The sequence below is a fragment of the Streptomyces sp. NPDC059740 genome (assembly GCF_042733155.1).
Lineage (GTDB): Bacteria > Actinomycetota > Actinomycetes > Streptomycetales > Streptomycetaceae > Streptomyces.
Map to the genome: position 1 here is coordinate 162,762 of NZ_JBHWGP010000009.1, position 17,292 is coordinate 180,053.

Annotated in this window: 14 protein-coding genes; 6 read left to right on the forward strand and 8 right to left on the reverse strand. The window is 72.3% G+C overall.

Annotated features, from left to right (window positions below; all coding sequences use genetic code 11):
• Nucleotides 1-27: 27 nt before the first annotated feature.
• The 4 genes from ACFV3R_RS14210 to ACFV3R_RS14225 form a co-directional block, all read right to left on the reverse strand.
• The gene (locus tag ACFV3R_RS14210; RefSeq protein WP_385580938.1) at nucleotides 28-840 is read right to left on the reverse strand and encodes a hypothetical protein; all 813 of its coding nucleotides are present in this window, start codon (nucleotides 838-840) and stop codon (nucleotides 28-30) included.
• Nucleotides 841-908: 68 nt separating this feature from the next.
• A complete protein-coding gene (locus ACFV3R_RS14215; protein WP_385580940.1) occupies nucleotides 909-1,748 on the reverse strand; it encodes an ABC transporter permease in 840 nt (279 codons plus the stop codon).
• Nucleotides 1,745-2,758, reverse strand: a complete 1,014-nt coding sequence (locus tag ACFV3R_RS14220) for an ABC transporter ATP-binding protein (protein ID WP_385580943.1) — start codon at nucleotides 2,756-2,758, stop codon at nucleotides 1,745-1,747. The genes ACFV3R_RS14215 and ACFV3R_RS14220 overlap by 4 nt, the downstream gene beginning before the upstream one ends.
• Before the next feature lie 194 nt (nucleotides 2,759-2,952).
• Complete coding sequence (locus ACFV3R_RS14225; RefSeq protein WP_385580946.1) at nucleotides 2,953-4,230, reverse strand: NYN domain-containing protein; 1,278 nt, start codon at nucleotides 4,228-4,230, stop codon at nucleotides 2,953-2,955.
• Between the two features lie 356 nt (nucleotides 4,231-4,586).
• On the opposite strand from ACFV3R_RS14225, the gene ACFV3R_RS14230 reads away from it, so the two are divergent.
• On the forward strand, nucleotides 4,587-4,748 hold the full coding sequence (locus tag ACFV3R_RS14230) for a hypothetical protein (protein WP_385580949.1): 162 nt from the start codon (nucleotides 4,587-4,589) through the stop codon (nucleotides 4,746-4,748).
• A 134-nt stretch (nucleotides 4,749-4,882) separates the two neighbouring features.
• On the opposite strand, the gene dnaE is transcribed toward ACFV3R_RS14230, so the two are convergent.
• On the reverse strand, nucleotides 4,883-8,440 hold the full coding sequence (gene dnaE / locus ACFV3R_RS14235; protein ID WP_385580952.1) for a DNA polymerase III subunit alpha: 3,558 nt from the start codon (nucleotides 8,438-8,440) through the stop codon (nucleotides 4,883-4,885).
• A 595-nt stretch (nucleotides 8,441-9,035) separates the two neighbouring features.
• Here dnaE and ACFV3R_RS14240 point away from each other — a divergent pair.
• From ACFV3R_RS14240 to ACFV3R_RS14255, 4 genes are all read left to right on the forward strand, one after another.
• Nucleotides 9,036-9,398, forward strand: a complete 363-nt coding sequence (locus ACFV3R_RS14240; RefSeq protein WP_385580955.1) for a hypothetical protein — start codon at nucleotides 9,036-9,038, stop codon at nucleotides 9,396-9,398.
• Between the two features lie 437 nt (nucleotides 9,399-9,835).
• Nucleotides 9,836-11,200 (forward strand): DUF2252 domain-containing protein, encoded by a 1,365-nt coding sequence (locus tag ACFV3R_RS14245; protein WP_385580958.1) that lies wholly within the window; start codon nucleotides 9,836-9,838, stop codon nucleotides 11,198-11,200.
• A gap of 79 nt (nucleotides 11,201-11,279) precedes the next feature.
• Nucleotides 11,280-11,951 (forward strand): hypothetical protein, encoded by a 672-nt coding sequence (locus ACFV3R_RS14250; protein WP_385580961.1) that lies wholly within the window; start codon nucleotides 11,280-11,282, stop codon nucleotides 11,949-11,951.
• Nucleotides 11,952-12,043: 92 nt separating this feature from the next.
• A complete protein-coding gene (locus tag ACFV3R_RS14255) occupies nucleotides 12,044-12,922 on the forward strand; it encodes a thioredoxin domain-containing protein (protein WP_385580964.1) in 879 nt (292 codons plus the stop codon).
• A gap of 98 nt (nucleotides 12,923-13,020) precedes the next feature.
• Here the strand turns inward: ACFV3R_RS14255 and ACFV3R_RS14260 are convergent, their stop codons facing one another.
• Nucleotides 13,021-13,608: a dienelactone hydrolase family protein gene (locus tag ACFV3R_RS14260; protein WP_385580967.1), complete on the reverse strand. Its 588-nt coding sequence runs from the start codon at nucleotides 13,606-13,608 to the stop codon at nucleotides 13,021-13,023.
• Between the two features lie 162 nt (nucleotides 13,609-13,770).
• Between ACFV3R_RS14260 and ACFV3R_RS14265 the strand changes: the two genes are divergently transcribed.
• Nucleotides 13,771-14,934, forward strand: a complete 1,164-nt coding sequence (locus ACFV3R_RS14265) for a mechanosensitive ion channel family protein (RefSeq protein ID WP_385580970.1) — start codon at nucleotides 13,771-13,773, stop codon at nucleotides 14,932-14,934.
• 24 nt (nucleotides 14,935-14,958) lie between these two features.
• Here the strand turns inward: ACFV3R_RS14265 and ACFV3R_RS14270 are convergent, their stop codons facing one another.
• Together ACFV3R_RS14270 and ACFV3R_RS14275 are read right to left on the reverse strand one after the other, a co-directional pair.
• On the reverse strand, nucleotides 14,959-16,575 hold the full coding sequence (locus ACFV3R_RS14270) for a Na+/H+ antiporter (protein ID WP_385580974.1): 1,617 nt from the start codon (nucleotides 16,573-16,575) through the stop codon (nucleotides 14,959-14,961).
• A 154-nt stretch (nucleotides 16,576-16,729) separates the two neighbouring features.
• The gene (locus tag ACFV3R_RS14275; protein WP_385580976.1) at nucleotides 16,730-17,242 is read right to left on the reverse strand and encodes a GNAT family N-acetyltransferase; all 513 of its coding nucleotides are present in this window, start codon (nucleotides 17,240-17,242) and stop codon (nucleotides 16,730-16,732) included.
• Nucleotides 17,243-17,292 lie beyond the last annotated feature (50 nt).

Here is a 17,292-nt window from a genome sequence, read left to right on the forward strand (position 1 = left end):
TCCCGTCACGTCCCCCGGGGCGGTTCCTCAGGGCCTGGGGGGCCGGTGGTCCCCGTGGTGGTGCTCCGGTGCCTGGTGCGGCCGCTCGCCGTCCGGTGCCGTGCCGTCTCCCTCCTGGTGGTGCTGCCTGTCCGCCGGGGCGCCGGCCAGGTGGGCCCCTCCCCCGCCGGGCGCGGCCTGCGGCCACTGCGCGGCGTCGAGGGACGGCTGCCAGGGTTCCGGGTCCCGCGGCCCGAAGAAGCCGGTGAGGAGGAGCTGGCCGATCACGGCGCCCACCGGCCAGGCCAGCAGCACGCCGCGCGCCTGGAGCCGCAGCGGGGCTCCGAAGACCACGCCCTTGCCGAGCTGCCGGGCGTGCGCCGCGACGTCGGCGGCGGGCCCGAGGAGCTGGCCGATCTCGCGGCCCACGAAGGAGCCGGCGAGTCCTCCCACGACCAGGCCGACGACGACCAGCACGCCGGCTTTGCGCCGCAGCAGGAAGACGACGAGTGCGCTGAGCAGCCCGAAGGCCAGGCCCAGCAGCGCGAAGGTGCCGTCGGCGCCGATGGCCTGCTCGCCCTCGGTGTCCTTGTAGTACACGTCCTGGCCGTCGGAGACGAGCGGGACGGCGGGGGCGAGGTGGGCCCAGAGCAGGCCCAGCAGCAGCCCGCAGGCGGTCAGCACCGCGGCGATCAGCAGGGCGCGGGCGGCCTCGACGGCGGGCCGCGGGCCCAGCAGGGCCTCCGCCGCACCCGTCCTGGGCGCAGGGTGCCCCGCCGGGGTGGCGCCAGGGGGCGGTTCGGTCGCGGCGTGCGCTGCGCGCTCGGACGGTGGCTCGGAGGGCGGCTGCGGTGCGGTCACCCCGCCATCGTGCCAGGTGGCCCGGGGACGACCGGCAGCAGGAGGCCGGTTGGCGGCGGTGTCGCCGCTCAGCGCACCGCGGCGCGCCGGTAGGCCCAGGTCGCCAGGGTCAGCGACAGCAGCCCGACCGCGGCGCACACCCCGAGGTCCCCGCCCACGGCCGTCCAGTCGGGGCTGGCGTCGAAACTGTCCGCCAGCGCCTGGACGCCGTAGGTGGAGGGCAGCAGGTCCCGCGCCCAGTCGACGAGGACGGGCAGGCGGTCGGGCGGCAGTACGCCCAGCAGCAGCGCGGCCGACATGCCGAGCTGGCCGCCGAGGGTGGCCAGCTCCTGGCGGGGGGCCAGCAGGCCGAGGGCGGCGCCGAGTCCGGCGAGGGCGGCGCCGGCGAGGGGGACCACGGCGACCAGGACCCACAGGTGGGCCAGCGGCAGCTGGAAGAGGAGGCTGCCGGCCACCGCGGTCAGGATCGTGCCGGGGACGGTGAAGGAGGCGTAGGCCGCCGCCGCGCCGAGCACCACGGCGGCGGGCGGCACCGGCAGGGTGGCGTAGTGGTCGAGGCCGCCGGCGGCGCGGAGCTGCCCGAAGTACTGGGCGAGCAGGTTGAGGGCGACGAAGGCGACGACCAGCACGCTGGCGCCGGAGACGACCGCGCGGGCCTCCGACCCGCCGTCGACGACGCCGCGCATCAGCACCATGATCCCCACCGACTGGAAGGTGGCGACGAACAGCAGCGGGATGCGGGCGACCCGGGCGCGGCTGAGCTGGGCGCGGTAGACGGCGACCAGCGCGGGGACCAGGCGGGCGCGGGGCGCGAGGGCGGCGGGGCGGTGCGGGAGCCGGTCGCCGTCCCGTTCCGCACCGGCGGCGGGCGACGCGGCGGGGGCCGTGCCGGTGCCGTGGGGGCTCATGCCTTCACCAGGCCCTTCTCCGCCGCGCCACCGAGCGCGAGGTAGACGTCCTCCAGGCTGGGGGTGGCGAGGGTGAAGTCGTCCAGCGCGGCGAAGGCGGGGCCCGCGGTGACGCTGGCGACCGCCGCCCGGGCCTCCTCCGGCGCCATCCGCAGCGTCCAGCGGCGGCCGGTGGTGTGGGCCCTGGCGCCCAGCGCGGCGATCTCGGGGACGGACAGCGGCGGCGCGGCGCGCCACACCAGGTCCAGCCGCACCTCGCCGGCGACGCTCTCCTTCAGCCGGGCCGGGGTGTCGCAGGCGACGACCCGGCCGCAGTCCACGACGGCGACGCGGTCCAGTACCGTCTCGGCCTCGATGACGTTGTGCGTGACCAGGAGGACGGTGGTGCCGCGTTCGGCGCGGCGGCGGTCGACGGCGGCCCAGACGGCGCGCCGGGCCACCGGGTCCATGCCGGTGGTGGGCTCGTCCAGGACCAGCAGCGGCCGCTCCCCCACCAGGACGGTCGCGAAGCAGGCGAGCCGGCGCTGCCCCCCGGAGAGCTTCTTCAGGGGCCGGCCGGCGATCTCCACCAGGCCCAGTTCGGCCAGGACGGCGTCGCGCTCGGCGCGGGCGGCCGCCCTTTCCAGGCCCCGCAGCAGTGCGGTGGTCTCCACGGCGAGGGAGACGGTCAGCTCGTCGAGGGCCGTGGACTCCTGGCCGAGGTAGCCCAGCAGGCGGGCGGCCCGCTCGGGGTGGCGGACCAGGTCGTGTCCGAGGACGGTGACGCTGCCGGAGTCCGGCCGCAGCAGCCCGGTGATCTGGCGGACGAGGGTGGACTTGCCGGCGCCGTTGGGGCCGAGCAGTCCGAAGATCTCGCCGCGCCGCACCTGGAGGTTGACGCCGTCGCTGGCGCGCACCGCGGGGGTCGGCGCGCTGCCGCGACGGCCGCGGACCGCCGGGTAGGTCTTGACCAGGTCCCTCACGGCACAGACGATCTCGCCGTGCTCGGCCTGTTTTGTGCCCGTGCTCACGAGCTATGAGGGTACGCGCCGCCGCTGTGCGGTGCTGCGGAGCCCCTACCGTGGCGGGTGGGGGGTGCGTGGTCTGACCGGGCCCGGTCGGTCGCGGCGCTGCTGCGCTGGGGCCGGGCGCCGCGCCTGCCCGCGGCCGGACCCGGACGGGCGAACGCGAGGTGGCGGGTGGTGACGGCGGCCGGGAGGGTGTGTCAGTCCCCGACCGCGGCGTGCCCGGCGGCCGTGCGCAGGTCGATCTCGCGCCAGAAGCCGGCCCGGATCGCGTAGCGGTCGTGCTCGTCGATCTGGTCGTCCTTGTGTGCCAGCAGGCCGAACCGGGCGGCGTAGCGCAGCAGTTCCCCGTCGATGCGGTGGGGGATGCGGGGGTACTCGGTGGAGAGGTTCTGCAGGTGTGCGGTGCCGGTGAGGCGGTCGGTCCAGCGGCGGGCGAAGACCTGGCCGACCTCGAAGGGGTCGCCGCTGACGGCGGTGATGTCCTCCTCGCGGTCGGCCCAGCGCTGCTCGGCGGTGGTCAGCTGGGCGAGCGTGGGCAGGGCCGCGGTCTCGGGCGACTCGCCGGCCGGGCCGCCCCGGTCGACCCACCCTTTGTCGGAGGACCAGCGCAGGGTGGCGGCGGCGCCCGCGGTGGCGGCGGCCGCCGCGGTGCCGGCGAGCGGGCCGCCCTTGCCGAGGTCGGCGAGGTCCTTGGGGGTGGGCACCACCTTCACCGCGGGGGTGTCCGCCGCCGGTCGGGCCGGTTGCGGGGCGGGGGTGCGGGCGTCCTCCTGTGCCGCCTCCTCGGTCTTCGGCGCGGCGTCCCGGCCGTCCTCCCGGCGGGCGGCGGCGCGCTGGGCGGCGACTGCGGACTCGGGGAGGGGGGCGGAGAGGATGGCGGCGATCTCCGGGCGCGGCACCGGGGGCGGTGCGCAGGGGCCGCCGATGTCCTTGGCCCGCATGGCGCGGGTGATCCAGGAGCGGTCCAGCACCCGTCGTTCGTCGGCCTCGGCGACGAGGTCCTCGGACTGGTTGTAGTCGCCGTCGGCGGCCTGCACCGCCCAGAGGTGGACGGCGACCCCGTGCTCCTTGGCCGACATCAGGCCGGGCAGCAGGTCGCCGTCGCCGGTGACCAACACGATGTCCGAGCAGGCCCGGTTGCGGGCCAGTTCGGTCAACTCGGCGTGCATCGCCGCGTCCACGCCCTTCTGCGCCCAGCGACCGTCGCTGCGGGTGAGGGCGCCGAGCCGCACGGTCACCCGGGACATGACGCGCAGTCGGCGGTGTTCGGGCTGCGGCACCCGGTCCGGTGCCCCGTCGAACCAGTAGATGCGCAGCAGGGGTTTCTCGGTGTCGGCCTCGGCCCGCTCCCGCAACTGCCGGATGAGGGAGGCGTGGTCGACGGTGATGCGGGAGCGGGCGGGTTCCCCGGCGAGCAGGCTGGCGGCGGCGCCGAGAAGGTATCCGGCGTCCACGAGCACGACGCAGCGATCCACGTTCCACCCTCTTCCCTACAGGTGTTGTCTCCGGTCGCCCCCCGGCCCACCGTCGCCGCCGGGGGCGCTGTGGGCGGCCCCCCGGCTCTCCGGCTTGCAGCGAGTCTGCCCGACGCGGGGGGCGTTATCAGCCCGAACTGGATCTTCGGCGTGGCGGATTTCGTGCCGGCTGCCGCGCGGGGAGCGGCGTTCGGCCGCCGCGTCCTCGCGGTGGGGGCCGTCCGGTGGCGGGGGTGGAGGCAGGGGGGCGAGGCCGGTGACCGGCGGCATTCCGCGGCGACACGCCCGAAATGCGATGTTCCTCCCTGCGTGGCAGGCTCGTCGCAGCCGCTACCCCCGACCAGGGAGGCACCACGATGGCCAAGAACCGGAACCAGAAGAAACCGGGGACCACCGAGCGCAAGGCGCCGCGCGCCGCGGGCACCGCGACCGAGGCTCCCACGCCCGCGGACCCGACCGCGCAGATCGGCACCACCGTCCCGGGCCGCAAGCAGCGGCGCCGCTTCGGCCACAACTGAGCCGCTCCGCCGCCCCGGCCGGCCCGCGGGGCGCCGACCGGGGTGGACGCGGCGGCCGGCCGCCCGCGCGGTGACCGGCCGCCGCCCTGTGTTCCCGGGGCCCCGGCAGGAGTCCTCCTCGGGGGCCGCCGCTCTCAGCCCGCCAGGCAGGAGGGGCCGAGGAGCACCTTGAGGTCGCCGAAGAGCGAGGGGTCGGGCTGGACGCGGTGGCGGTCCAGGCGCAGCACCGTCGTCTTGCGCGCTCCCTGGAGCTTGATGCGGACCTCGGTGTGGCCGCGGTGGCTGGTGAGGACCTCGCCCAGCTTCTCCACCAGCGGCGGCGTGACCCGGACGGTGGGGATGGTGATGGTCACCGGGGCGTCGGTGCCGGCCTCGGAGAGGTCGGGGACCATCAGCTCCATGGCCACCAGCCGCGGGATGTCCTCGCGCTTGTCCAGGCGGCCCTTGACGAACACCACGGCGTCCTCGACGAGCTGCGTGGAGACGAGTTGGTAGGTGGCGGGGAAGAACATGCACTCGATGGAGCCGGCGAGGTCCTCGACGGTGGCGATGGCCCAGGCGTTGCCCTGCTTGGTCATCTTGCGCTGGAGGCCGGAGATGATGCCGCCGATGGTGACGATCGAGCCGTCGGAGTAGTCGCCGCCGGTGAGCTGGGAGATGCCCGCGTCGGCCTTCTCGGACAGGACGTGCTCCAGGCCGAAGAGGGGGTGGTCGGAGACGTAGAGGCCGAGCATCTCCCGTTCCTGGGCGAGGAGGTAGGTCTTCTCCCACTCCTCGTCGGTGAACTGGACGTCCATGCCGAAGCCGGGGGTGTCCTCGCTCTCGTCGCCGCCCATGCCGCCGAAGAGGTCGAACTGGCCCTCGGCCTCCTTGCGCTTGACCTGCACCACGTTGTCGATCATCGGCTCGTAGTGCGCCATCAGCCCCTTGCGGGTGTGGCCCAGCTCGTCGAAGCCGCCGGCCTTGATCAGCGACTCCGTGGTGCGCTTGTTGCAGACGACCGCCTCGACCTTGTCCAGGTAGTCGGGGAAGGAGGTGTACTTCCCCTTCGCCTTGCGGGACCGGATGATCGCGTCGACGACGTTCTGGCCGACGTTGCGGACCGCGGTGAGGCCGAACAGGATGACGTCGTCACCCTGGGCGATGAAGTTGCCCTCGGACTCGTTGACGCTGGGCGGCAGCACCTTGATGCCCATGCGGCGGCACTCGTTGAGGTAGACCGCCGACTTGTCCTTGTCGTCGCGCACCGAGGTCAGCAGCGCCGCCATGTACTCGGCCGGGTAGTTGGCCTTGAGGTAGGCGGTCCAGTAGGTGACCAGGCCGTACGCGGAGGAGTGCGCCTTGTTGAAGGCGTAGCCGGCGAAGGGGACCAGCACGTCCCAGACCGCCTGGATCGCCGCGTCGCTGTAGCCCTTTTCCCGGGCGCCCTTCTGGAAGTTGACGAACTCGGCGTCCAGGACCTCCTTCTTCTTCTTGCCCATGGCGCGGCGAAGCAGGTCGGCCTGGCCCAGGGTGTAGCCGGCGAGGACCTGTGCGGCCTTCTGCACCTGCTCCTGGTAGACGATGAGGCCGTAGGTGATGCCGAGGACGTCCTTGAGCGGCTCCTCCAGCTCCGGGTGGATCGGGGTGATCTCCTGCTGGCCGTTCTTGCGCAGCGCGTAGTTGGTGTGCGAGTTCATGCCCATCGGGCCCGGCCGGTACAGGGCCGAGACGGCGGAGATGTCCTCGAAGTTGTCGGGCTTCATCAGGCGCAGCAGGGAGCGCATGGGCCCGCCGTCGAACTGGAAGACGCCGAGGGTGTCACCGCGGCACAGCAGCTCGTAGGTCTTGGGGTCGTCCAGCGGCACTTCGAGCAGCTCGACGTCGACGTCCTTGTTCTTCTTGATGAGCTTGAGGGCGTCGTCCATGATCGTGAGGTTGCGCAGGCCCAGGAAGTCCATCTTCAGCAGGCCGAGCGTCTCGCAGGTCGGGTAGTCCCACTGCGTGATCGTGACGCCGTCGGAGGGGCGCACCCAGACCGGGATGTGGTCGGTGACGGGCTCGCTGGACATGATGACGCCGGCGGCGTGCACGCCCATCTGCCGCACCAGGCCCTCGACGCCCTTGGCGGTGTCGATGACCTTCTTCACGTCCGGCTCGTTCTCGTACATCGCCCGGACCTCGCCCGCCTCGCTGTAGCGGGGGTGCTGCGGGTTGGTGATGCCGTCGAGGTCGATGCCCTTGCCGAGGACGTCGGCGGGCATGGCCTTGGTGATGCGGTCGCCCATGGCGTACGGGTAGCCCAGCACCCGTGAGGAGTCCTTGATGGCGTTCTTGGCCTTGATGGTGCCGTAGGTGCCGATCATGCAGACCTTGTCGGCGCCGTACTTCTCGGTGACGTAGCGGATCACCTCGCCGCGCCTGCGCTCGTCGAAGTCGATGTCGACGTCGGGCATGGAGACGCGCTCGGGGTTGAGGAACCGCTCGAAGATCAGGCCGTGGGTGATCGGGTCGAGGTCGGTGATGCCCATGGCGTAGGCGACGATCGAGCCGGCGGCCGAGCCTCGGCCGGGGCCGACCGGGATGCCGTTCTCCTTGGCCCACATGATGAAGTCGGCGACCACGAGGAAGTAGCCGGGGAACCCCATCTGGATGATGATGTCCATCTCGTAGTCGGCCTGGCGCTGCCGGTCCTCGGGGATGCCGCCGGGGTAGCGGCGGTGCATGCCCTTGCGGACCTCCTCCTTGAACCAGGTGACCTCGGTGTAGCCCTCGGGGATGTCGAACTTCGGCATCAGGTCGCGCTTCTCGAACCACCCCTCGGGGTCGATCATGTCCGCGATGAGCCGGGTGTTGGCGCACCCCTCCTGCCAGGCGTCGGAGGAGTCGATGGCGTACATCTCCTCCGTGGACTTCAGGTAGTAGCCGGTGCCGTCGAAGCGGAAGCGGTCCGGGTCGGAGAGGTTCTTGCCGGTCTGGATGCACAGCAGCGCGTCGTGGGCGGACGACTCGTGGCTGTAGGTGTAGTGCGAGTCGTTGGTGACCAGCGGCGGGATGCCGAGCTTCTTGCCGATCTCCAGCAGGCCGTCGCGGACCCGGCGCTCGATCTCGATGCCGTGGTCCATCAGCTCCAGGAAGTACTTGTCCTTGCCGAAGATGTCCTGGTACTCGCCGGCCGCGCGCAGCGCCTCGTCGTACTGGCCGAGCCGCAGCCGGGTCTGGAGCTCGCCGGAGGGACAGCCGGTGGAGGCGATGATCCCCTCGGAGTACTGGGCGAGGGTCTCCTTGTCCATCCGCGGCCACTTCTGGAGGAAGCCCTCCTTGTAGGCGTCGGAGGAGAGCTTGAAGAGGTTGTGCAGCCCGGTCTTGTTGGACGCCCACAGCGTCTTGTGGGTGTAACCGCCGGAGCCGGAGACGTCGTCGCGCTTCTGGTGCGGCTGGCCCCACTGGATCTTGCGCTTGTTGCGGCGCGACTCCGGCGCCACGTACGCCTCGATCCCGATGATCGGCGTGACGCCAGCCTTCACCGCCTGCCCGTGGAAGTCGTAGGCCCCGTGGAGGTTGCCGTGGTCCGTCATCGCGATGTGCGTCATGCCCATCTCGTTGCAGGCCTTGAACATGTCCTTCAGCCGGGCCGCGCCGTCCAGCAGCGAGTACTGGGTGTGGACGTGCAGGTGCGTGAAGGGTGCCTTGGACGAGGACGGGGCTGCCACGGTGGGAGACCTCCGGAAGGGGGCGGCGGGGATCGGACGACGGGTGGGAATTCTACGTCCCGGCGGACCGGCGCGAGGGGGTGCGGGCGGCCCGGTGACACCAGTGGGTGGGTGTCCGGGCGGCGACCTGCGGCGCGGCGACGGAAGCCGCGTCCGGGGCGGGTGATCAACGGGCGGGGCAACCTGAAGGCGTCCCCGTTCCCGCAAGGGGTGCACCACTGTCCGCACTGGCGACCGAGGCGGGTGCTCCGCGTTCAAGCGGCCGGCAGTCGTCCGGAAGCGGCGGGGACCCGGCCGCCCTTCCCGCCCCGTTCAGGACGGTCTCGACGCTCCGATCGGCAGAGCTCCGTGCTCAGCAGCGGTCACGGCCGGCCGGGGCCGCCCGGGCTCCGGGCCAGACGCCTCGCCGAACCTCCAGGACGACCGGCAATCGAAATGACCCACCCACATCACCCATTCCCCCTTCAGCGACGCGAGCCCACATTTCAGCCATTCACACAGAGGTCCACTGGCCATCACACACAAACCCCTCGCTCACCCGGTGGGCGGTGCCTATGATCTAGGCGGCCGCAAGAGCCTCGACGGGAGGGGAATCATGAGGATCAGGAAGAGCATCGCTGCGATTTCGATTCTGGGGAGCGTGTTCGCCGGCTCGGTGGCGACGGGGGGCACCGCAACCGCCGCCGCCACGTCCGCCTGCACCAACGGCCCGGTCGGCAACTACTCCGACGCCGTTTTCAAGTTGAGCAGCGGCACCGGAAGCCTGAAGTCCGGTCCGGCCAACGAGTGCAGTTCGGTGGCGAGCGCTCCTTACGGCACCATCTTCTACGCTTGGTGCCAGAAGATAAACGACTACGGGAACTACTGGGTGTACGGGCGTATTGCCGGAACTCAGACCAAAGGCTGGTACTACACCTCGAACCTCAAGCAGCAGTCCGGAAACCTTTACATGTGCTGATGGATCCCAGCGAAGTCCGCAGCGTTCTTCTCCGACCGGCACCAGGTGAATCCGGTCGTCGCCGGGGAAAGCACAGAGGAGGATTTCCCACGTCCAACCGTCGCAGTATGCGCGGTGAGCAGGTGTGAGAAGAAGACCTTTCTCACGGGCAGTCCGGCCGGTCGTCGCCATATTCGACGGACCGGCCGGACCCAGTGGGGGCGCCTCGCTGACCACATTGCTCTGAGTTCGTGCAGCCCACCGGGGGCCGGGCCTCCACCTGTAAGATCCACTGCGCGTACACGCGGGCACCAATCGCAGATCTCAGCCGTTGAGTCGGCCGACGACCTGGTCCTGCCGGGCCTTTCGACGGTGCGCTGTGTCAGCTTTGACGGTGTCCGACGGGAGGGCGGCAGGAGGGGTCCGCGATCCACCCGTCCCACCCCTGGAGTCCCCCGATGCCGTCCACGCCTTCCGTGCCCGTCCCGTCCCGGAACGCCGAGGAGCGCGGCGAGGAGATCCTCGCCGTCTTCGACACCGCCTTCGGGGAACTCCTCGCCGCGGACCCGGCTGCCTTCCGCGTGAAGTTCCGCAAGATGGCGGCGTCCGCCTTCGCCTTCTACCGCGGTGCGGCCTGCCTGTTCTACCGGGATCTGGAGGCCGCCGGGACGCGGGGCGAGGACGGCGGCCACACCGGCCCGTTCCTGGACGAGCGGACCTCGCGGGTGTGGATCCACGGTGACCTGCACGCCGAGAACTTCGGCACGTACATGGACTCCACCGGCCGTCTGATCTTCAACGTCAACGACTTCGACGAGGCCTACGTCGGCCCGTTCACCTGGGACCTGAAGCGGTTCGCGGCGTCGGTGGCGCTGCTCGGCTACGCGAAGGCGCTCAGCGACGAGCAGATCACCGACCTGGTGCGCACCTACGCGGCGGCCTACCGGGAGCGGATCCGGGCGCTCGCCACCGGCGCCAAGGACGACGACGTGCCGCCCTTCACGCTGGACACCGCCGAGGGCCCGCTCCTCGGCGCGCTCCGCGCGGCCCGCTCGCTGACCCGCTTCGGCCTGCTGGAGACCATGACGCAGATCACCGAGTACGAGCGGCGGTTCGCGGCCGACGGCGGCGCGGTCGAGCTGGACGCCGCGACCCGCTACAAGGTGCTCTCCGCGTTCGACGGCTACCTGGAGACGCTGCCGGAGGCGAGCCTGACCCGGCCCGACTCCTACCGCGTCAAGGACGTCGTGGGGCGGCGCGGCATCGGCATCGGTTCGGCGGGGCTGCCCTCGTACAACATCCTGCTGGAGGGCACCAGCGACGCCCTGGAGAACGACGTCGTGATCTACATGAAGCAGGGCCAGACCCCGGCGGTCTCCCGGCACGTCGCCGACCGGCGGGTGCGCGAGTACTTCCAGCACGAGGGCCACCGCACCGTCATCTCCCAGCGCGCCCTCCAGGCCCACGCCGACCCCTGGCTGGGCTGGACCGAGCTGGACGGGGCCGGGCAGCTGGTGGCGGAGGTCTCGCCGTACGCCGTCGACCTGGACTGGTCCGACCTGGACGACCTGGACGAGATCGCCGCGGTCGTCGCCGACCTGGGCCGGGCCACGGCGGCCATGCACGCCGCCGCCGACGACGAGAGCGGCCACTCGCTGGTGCCGTTCTCCACCGAGCGTGCCATCGAGGCAGCCATCGCCGCGGACGAGGAGGGCTTCGCCGATCACCTGGTCGACTTCGCCCACGCCTACGGCGCCCGGGCCCGCGCCGACCACCAGATCTTCGTGGACCTCTTCCGCAACGGGCGCATCCCGGGGCTGTGACCGCCGGGCCGCCGCCTCCGCGGAGTTCTCAGGGATCTCTCAGACGGTGGCGGCCTGCGTCATGGCAGACTCGTGTGCGATGGACATAACGGCGGCTCCACTCAGGGCAGCGCGCGCGGCGCTCTTCACCGCGCTGTGCCTGACGCTGTCCACCGCCTCGCACGTCCTGCTGTCCCGTACGCCGCTGCCGCTGACCGTGGTCGCCGCCCTTGGCGTGGCCGTCTTCGCGCTGGCCTACCGCCTCGCGGGACGGGAACGCGGCTTCGGCCGCATCGCCGCGCTGCTGGTACCGCTGGAACTGGCCGCCGACACCGTCTTCAGCGGCGGGCAGCACACCTGTTACGGCCCCGCCGGCGGCCCGGTCACCGGACCGCTGCGGTCGATGGGCGTCCACCTCCTGTGCGGCGGCGGTGACGTCGGCTCGCCGCTGGCCAAGCTGCCCGCCGACCCCACCGCGGTCCAGGGGCCGACCTCCTGGCTCGCCCTGCTGGTCGCCCACGTCACGGTGGCGCTGCTGGCCGCCGCCTGGCTGCGCCGCGGCGAGGCCGCGCTGGTCGGCCTGGTGCGGGCGACCGCCGGTTTCGCCTTCCGGCCGCTGCTGGTCGCGGTGGCCGCGGCCCGTACCGCGGCCGGCCGCCTTCCGGTCCGCCCGCCACGGTTCCGTTCCGCGGCGGGCGCGCCCTCCTCCCCCACCGTGCTGGTGCACAGCGTCGTACGCCGCGGACCGCCCCGCTCCCTGCTCGCCGCCTGAGGCGAGCCCGCAGCACCCGGTCCCCGACCCGTCCCGCCGCACCCGGCCGGTCGACGGCGTCACGCCGCATCCCACACGGAGCAGGTCACCCCATGAGCAACCGCAACAACCAGGCCAACAAGCAGGCAGCCCGCGAGCGGCTGCGCGCCGAGCGCGAGAAGCAGAAGAAGAAGGACGCCCTCAAGCGCCAGTTCATAGTCGGCGGCACCGTCGTGGTGGTCATCGCCGCGGCCGTCGGCATCGGCGTGGCCGTCGCCAACTCGGGCGGCGGGGACGACGCCAAGACCTCTGCGGCCGACGTCGACGGCGCCAGCAACACCGGCGTCTCCACCGACGCGGCGTGGACGAAGGCCAAGAAGAACAAGGTCGTCAAGCCCGCCCACACCAGCGGCGACATGGGCACCACCATCGTGATCGGCAAGTCCGGCGCCAAGAAGACGCTGGACCTGTACGAGGACCCGCGCTGCCCCTCCTGCGCTGCCTTCGAGCAGTCCGCGGGGTCCCAGATCGTCAAGGACGTCGACGGCGGGAAGTACAAGGCGTCCTACCACCTCGGCGCCTTCCTGGACGACAGGCTCCACGGCGTCGGCTCGAAGAACGCCATCAGTGCGCTGGGCGCCGCCCTCAACGTCAGCCCGGACGCGTTCCTGCAGTACAAGGAGGCGCTGTACTCCACGAAGTACCACCCCGAGGAGACCGGGCCCGACAAGTTCGCGGACGACAAGTACCTGACGCAGGTCGCCGACACCGTGCCCGCGCTGAAGAACAACGCCTCGTTCGAGAACGCCCTGAAGAAGGGCACCTACGACCGCTGGGCGCTGCAGATGTCGGCCGCGTTCAACGCCAACAAGGACGTCCAGAGCACGCCGACGATCATCATGGACGGCACCAAGATCTCGCCGACCGGCAACACCACGACGCAGATGCTCCAGTCCTTCCAGTCGCAGCTGAGCGCCGCGCTGAAGAAGTGACGCTCCGGCCCCCGGCCGCCGAGGCGGGCGGGGCGGAGTGACGAAAAGGGGCGTGCCGGCACAGCCGGCGCGCCCCTTTCAGTCGTCGTGGCTACGGGTCACAGGGACGCCAGGAACCCCAGCACCACCCGCCAGGTCTCCTCGGCCGCCGCGGCGTCGTGGTCGGGCAGGTCGAAGTCGGTGTAGAGGTGCCCGGCGCCGGCGTGGCGGAAGACCTCCACGTCCGCGCCGGCCCGCTGCATCCGCAGGTACCAGGCGTTCAGCCAGTCGTGCGGCTCGAACGGGTCGGGGTCGGCGACGTGGAGCTGGACGGGCAGGTCGTCGACGGCCGCGTCGTCGGCGATGTCGGAGGTGCCGTGGAGCAGCAGCAGACCGCGGGCCCGCTCGTCGGCGAGGGCGAGGTTCTGTGCGAGGGCGCCGCCCAGGGAGAGGCCGGCGTAGACCAGGCCGCTCTCGGAGTAGGGCGCGGCGGCCGTCACCGCCCGCCGCAGCAGTTCGTCGTTGCCGAACTCGTCCCGGATCGCCAGGCCGTCCTCGGCGTTCTCGGCGGTCCGCCCGTCGAAGAGGTCGGGGACGATCACCTCGTGGCCCGCGCCCCGCATCCGGTCGGCGGCGGCGTGCACGGCCGGCCGCAGACCGTACATGGAGTGGAAGAGGATCACGGTGGAGGCGCCTGGGGAGGCCACGGGACTCGCCTTCGCATCGACGGACCCGCCCCGGCGGCGGATCACACTGCCACCATCCTGCCAGTTACGGTCGGGCGGGAGTGGAGAGACGTGTCAGGGGCGGCCGGCCCGCGGGGCCGGTCCCTGCACACACGACCCGACAGGGCTTGAGGTGGGTAACGGATGGAGGACGTGCTGCGTCCGCTGATCGTCGTGGGCGGCTCGGTCGTCGTCACGCTGGTGCTGGGCTGGCTGGCCGACCAGGTGCTGCGCCGGGGCGCGGCGGCACACCCGCAGGCCCCGCTGTGGAACCTGCTGCGTCGCTGCCGGGTCCCGCTGCAGGTGGTGCTCCTCACGGCCCTGCTGCGGGGGACCTTCGACAAGTCCCGCCTGGACGTGGTGGAACGCCACGCGGAGGGCATGGGCCGGCTGCTGTCGCTGATCCTCATCGGGGCGACCGCCTACCTGGTGATACGCGTCTCGGCGGCGGTGGTGGAGTCCGGCTACTCGCGGTACGCGGCCGGCGCCCGGGACGCCGCGCGGGTCCGGCGGGTGCGGACCCAGGTCACGCTGATCCAGCGGATCGTCACCGCGGTGGTGGCCGTGGTGGCGGTGGCGGCGATGCTGCTGACCTTCCCCGGCATGCGGGCGCTGGGCACCTCGATGCTGGCCTCGGCCGGTCTGGTGGGCATCGTCGCCGGCATCGCCGCCCAGTCGACGCTGGGCAACGTCTTCGCGGGGCTGCAGATCGCCTTCGGTGACATGGTGCGCATCGGCGACACCGTGGTGGTCGGGGACGAGATGGGCATCGTGGAGGAGATCACCCTCACCTTCCTGACCGTCCGCACCTGGGACGAGCGGCGCATCACCATGCCGGTGTCCTACTTCACCGGCCAGCCCTTCGAGAACTGGTCCCGCGGCGGGACCCAGTTGACGGGCACCGTCTTCTTCCAGCTCGACCACTCCGCGCCGGTGGAGCTCATGCGCGAACGGCTGCCGCAGCTGCTCAAGGAGTGCGAGGCGTGGGACGGGCGCGCCTGGAGCCTGGTGGTGACCGACACGACGCCGACCACGATGGAGGTCCGCGCCCTGATGACCGCGCGGGACTCCGACGCGCTGTGGACGGTCCGCTGCGAGGTCCGCGAGCGCATGATCTCCTGGCTGTACGCCGAGCACCCCTACGCGCTGCCGCGGCTGCCCACCGCCCCGGCCGCCGGCTGGCGGGAGTGGACGGCCGACGGCGGCCGGGCGCGGGGGGACGGCGGGGGCTTCGCGGCCGGCCGGGTGGACGGCGCAGGTCTCACGCCCGGCCTGTCGGACGGCCGGTCGGACCTGCCGGAGGACTGAGCCGCCGAGGCCGCGCCGCCCCGCCTACACCGACGGCGGGTTGGGCGAGCCCGGGGCCATCCGCAGACTGCGCAGGTCGAGGTGGCGCAGCACCCGGTCGACGACCTCGGGGTCGGCGCCCGGCTCGCTGCGGGCCGACAGCACCTCGTGGCGTGCGGCCGACAGGAGCTCCTGCTGGAGGCGCTGCGCCTTCTTCATCCGCGTGACCCGTTGCTCGTAGAACTCGCGCCGTTCCTCGTCGACGATGTCCGGCGCGATGCGGGCGCCCATGTCGTGCGCCGCGCGGGAGAGGCGGTCGGCCATGTCGTCGGGGAGTTCCTCGACCTCCTGGATCTCCTTGAGCCTGCGCTTGGCGGCCTTGACGACGCGCAGCGCCAGCTCGTGCTCCAAAGCGTCCTCCGCGTCGGTGTCGCCGCGCACCTTCAGCATCCGCACCAGCCGCGGCAGGGTGAGGCCCTGGATCACGAGGGTGGCGAGGACCACGGCGAAGGCGATGAAGAGCATCTCGTCGCGGTGCGGGAAGTCGCCGCCGCCGGAGACCGTGTACGGGATGGCCAGGGCCAGTGCCACCGAGGCCACCCCACGCATGCCGGACCACCACATGATGAGCGTCTCGCGCCAGCTGGTGGGGATCTCCTCGTCGAAGCGGTGGGCGTGTATCCGCTGCGCCAGCCAGGCCGCGGGCAGCAACCAGACCAGGCGCAGGGCGACGACGACGCCCACCACGGCCCCGGCCGCCCCCAGCCACTGCGTCCAGTGGCCGCGCACCGCGCCCAGCACGTTGTGGAGCTCCAGGCCGATGAGGCCGAAGGCGATGCCGGTGACGAGGGTGTCGACGACCTCCCAGAAGGTGTAGCCGGCCAGCCTGCCCATCACGTCGTCGGCGTCGGCGGCGTACTCGGCCAGGAAGAGCGCCGAGGTGAGCACCGCGAGGACGCCCGAGCCGTGCAGTTCCTCCGCCAGCACGTAGGCGACGAAGGGCACCAGCAGCGTCATGCCGATCTGGAGCGTGGGGTCGTTCAGCAGCGACATCAGCTTGTTGGTGCCCCAGCCGAGCGCAAGGCCCACCACGACGGCCACCACCGCGGACAGCACCAGGGCGCCGAGCGCCGAGGGCCAGGAGAAGCTTCCGCCGACCGCCGCGGACAGCGCCACGTTGTACAGGACGATGGCCGTCACGTCGTTGAAGAGGCCCTCGCCCTCCAGGATGGAGACCAGGCGCCGCGGCAGGCCGAGCTTGCCGGCCACCGCGGTGGCGGCCACCGGGTCGGGCGGTGCGACGAGGGCGCCCAGCACCACGGCCACCGCGACCGGCAGGCCCGGGACCACGGCCTGCACGACGGCGGCCACGGCGGCCGTCGTGGCCAGCACCAGGGCGACCGCGAGCAGCAGGATCGGCCGCAGGTTGGCGGTGAACTGGCGCCAGGTGGTGCGCTGCACCGCCGCGTACAGCAGGGGCGGCAGGACCAGGGGGAGGATGTACTGCGGCGGCACGTCGACGTTCGGTACGAACGGCAGGAGCGCGAGGACCACGCCGGCCAGGGTCATCAGCACCGGCGGCGGGAGCCGGAGCCGGTCTCCGACCGGGACCATGACCACCGCCCCGATGAGCAGGACGAAGAGCAGGGCCAGTTGGTCCATCGAGAGTTACGCTCCGGTCAGTTCTGTGCGGCGGCCGATCACAAGCCTGCCACGAAAGCACACGAACATGCCTGAAGCAGGAGTTGTCACCTGCCACCGGTAGGCAGGCCGGGCACCCGGCGGCGCAGACCGGGCCGGTTCGGCCCGGACCGCCTCAGGCGTCGACGCGGCGGCGCATCGCCCGGTGCGCTATGCCGCTGCCGTCGTCGAACTCCGGGCCGTAGGCGGTGTACCCCAGCCGCTCGTAGAAGCCGAGGGCCTGCACCTGGCCCTGGAGGTAGACCTCCGTGGCACCCAGCCTCCGGGCCTCCGCCTCGACGGCGCGGACCAGCGTCGCCCCCAGACCGGTGCCGCGGGCCGCGCCGACGACCGCGAGCCGGCCGAGCACCGCGGTGTCCGGCCCGAGCCCGTAGGCGGCGTACTTGCGCTGCGCCGCCGGCCCGAACAGGACCCGGGCGGTGCCGTGGGCCTCGCCGGTCGCGGTGCGCGCGAGCAGGTGCACGGCGTGGACGTCGTACTCGTCCATCTCGTGCTCCTCGGCGACTCCCTGCTCGCGGACGAACACCTCGCGGCGCACCGCGTGGCAGGCGGTCAGGTCACCGTCACCGCGGACGCTGGTGAGGGTGTGGGCGGGAGCGGTGGGCCGGTCGGCGGCGGTCTCGGTCATGCGGGGGTCCTTCGGCGCGGGCTGCGGTACGGGTGCGGCTCGGGGCGGGT

Bases quoted from the DNA above. Each gene is read 5' to 3' on its own strand.
- ACFV3R_RS14215 (WP_385580940.1), bottom strand. From the start codon at position 1,748: ATGAGCCCCCACGGCACCGGCACGGCCCCCGCCGCGTCGCCCGCCGCC.
- ACFV3R_RS14230 (WP_385580949.1), top strand. From the start codon at position 4,587: ATGGCCAAGAACCGGAACCAGAAGAAACCGGGGACCACCGAGCGCAAG.
- ACFV3R_RS14240 (WP_385580955.1), top strand. From the start codon at position 9,036: ATGAGGATCAGGAAGAGCATCGCTGCGATTTCGATTCTGGGGAGCGTG.
- ACFV3R_RS14245 (WP_385580958.1), top strand. From the start codon at position 9,836: ATGCCGTCCACGCCTTCCGTGCCCGTCCCGTCCCGGAACGCCGAGGAG.
- ACFV3R_RS14250 (WP_385580961.1), top strand. From the start codon at position 11,280: ATGGACATAACGGCGGCTCCACTCAGGGCAGCGCGCGCGGCGCTCTTC.
- ACFV3R_RS14255 (WP_385580964.1), top strand. From the start codon at position 12,044: ATGAGCAACCGCAACAACCAGGCCAACAAGCAGGCAGCCCGCGAGCGG.
- ACFV3R_RS14265 (WP_385580970.1), top strand. From the start codon at position 13,771: ATGGAGGACGTGCTGCGTCCGCTGATCGTCGTGGGCGGCTCGGTCGTC.
- ACFV3R_RS14270 (WP_385580974.1), bottom strand. From the start codon at position 16,575: ATGGACCAACTGGCCCTGCTCTTCGTCCTGCTCATCGGGGCGGTGGTC.
- ACFV3R_RS14275 (WP_385580976.1), bottom strand. From the start codon at position 17,242: ATGACCGAGACCGCCGCCGACCGGCCCACCGCTCCCGCCCACACCCTC.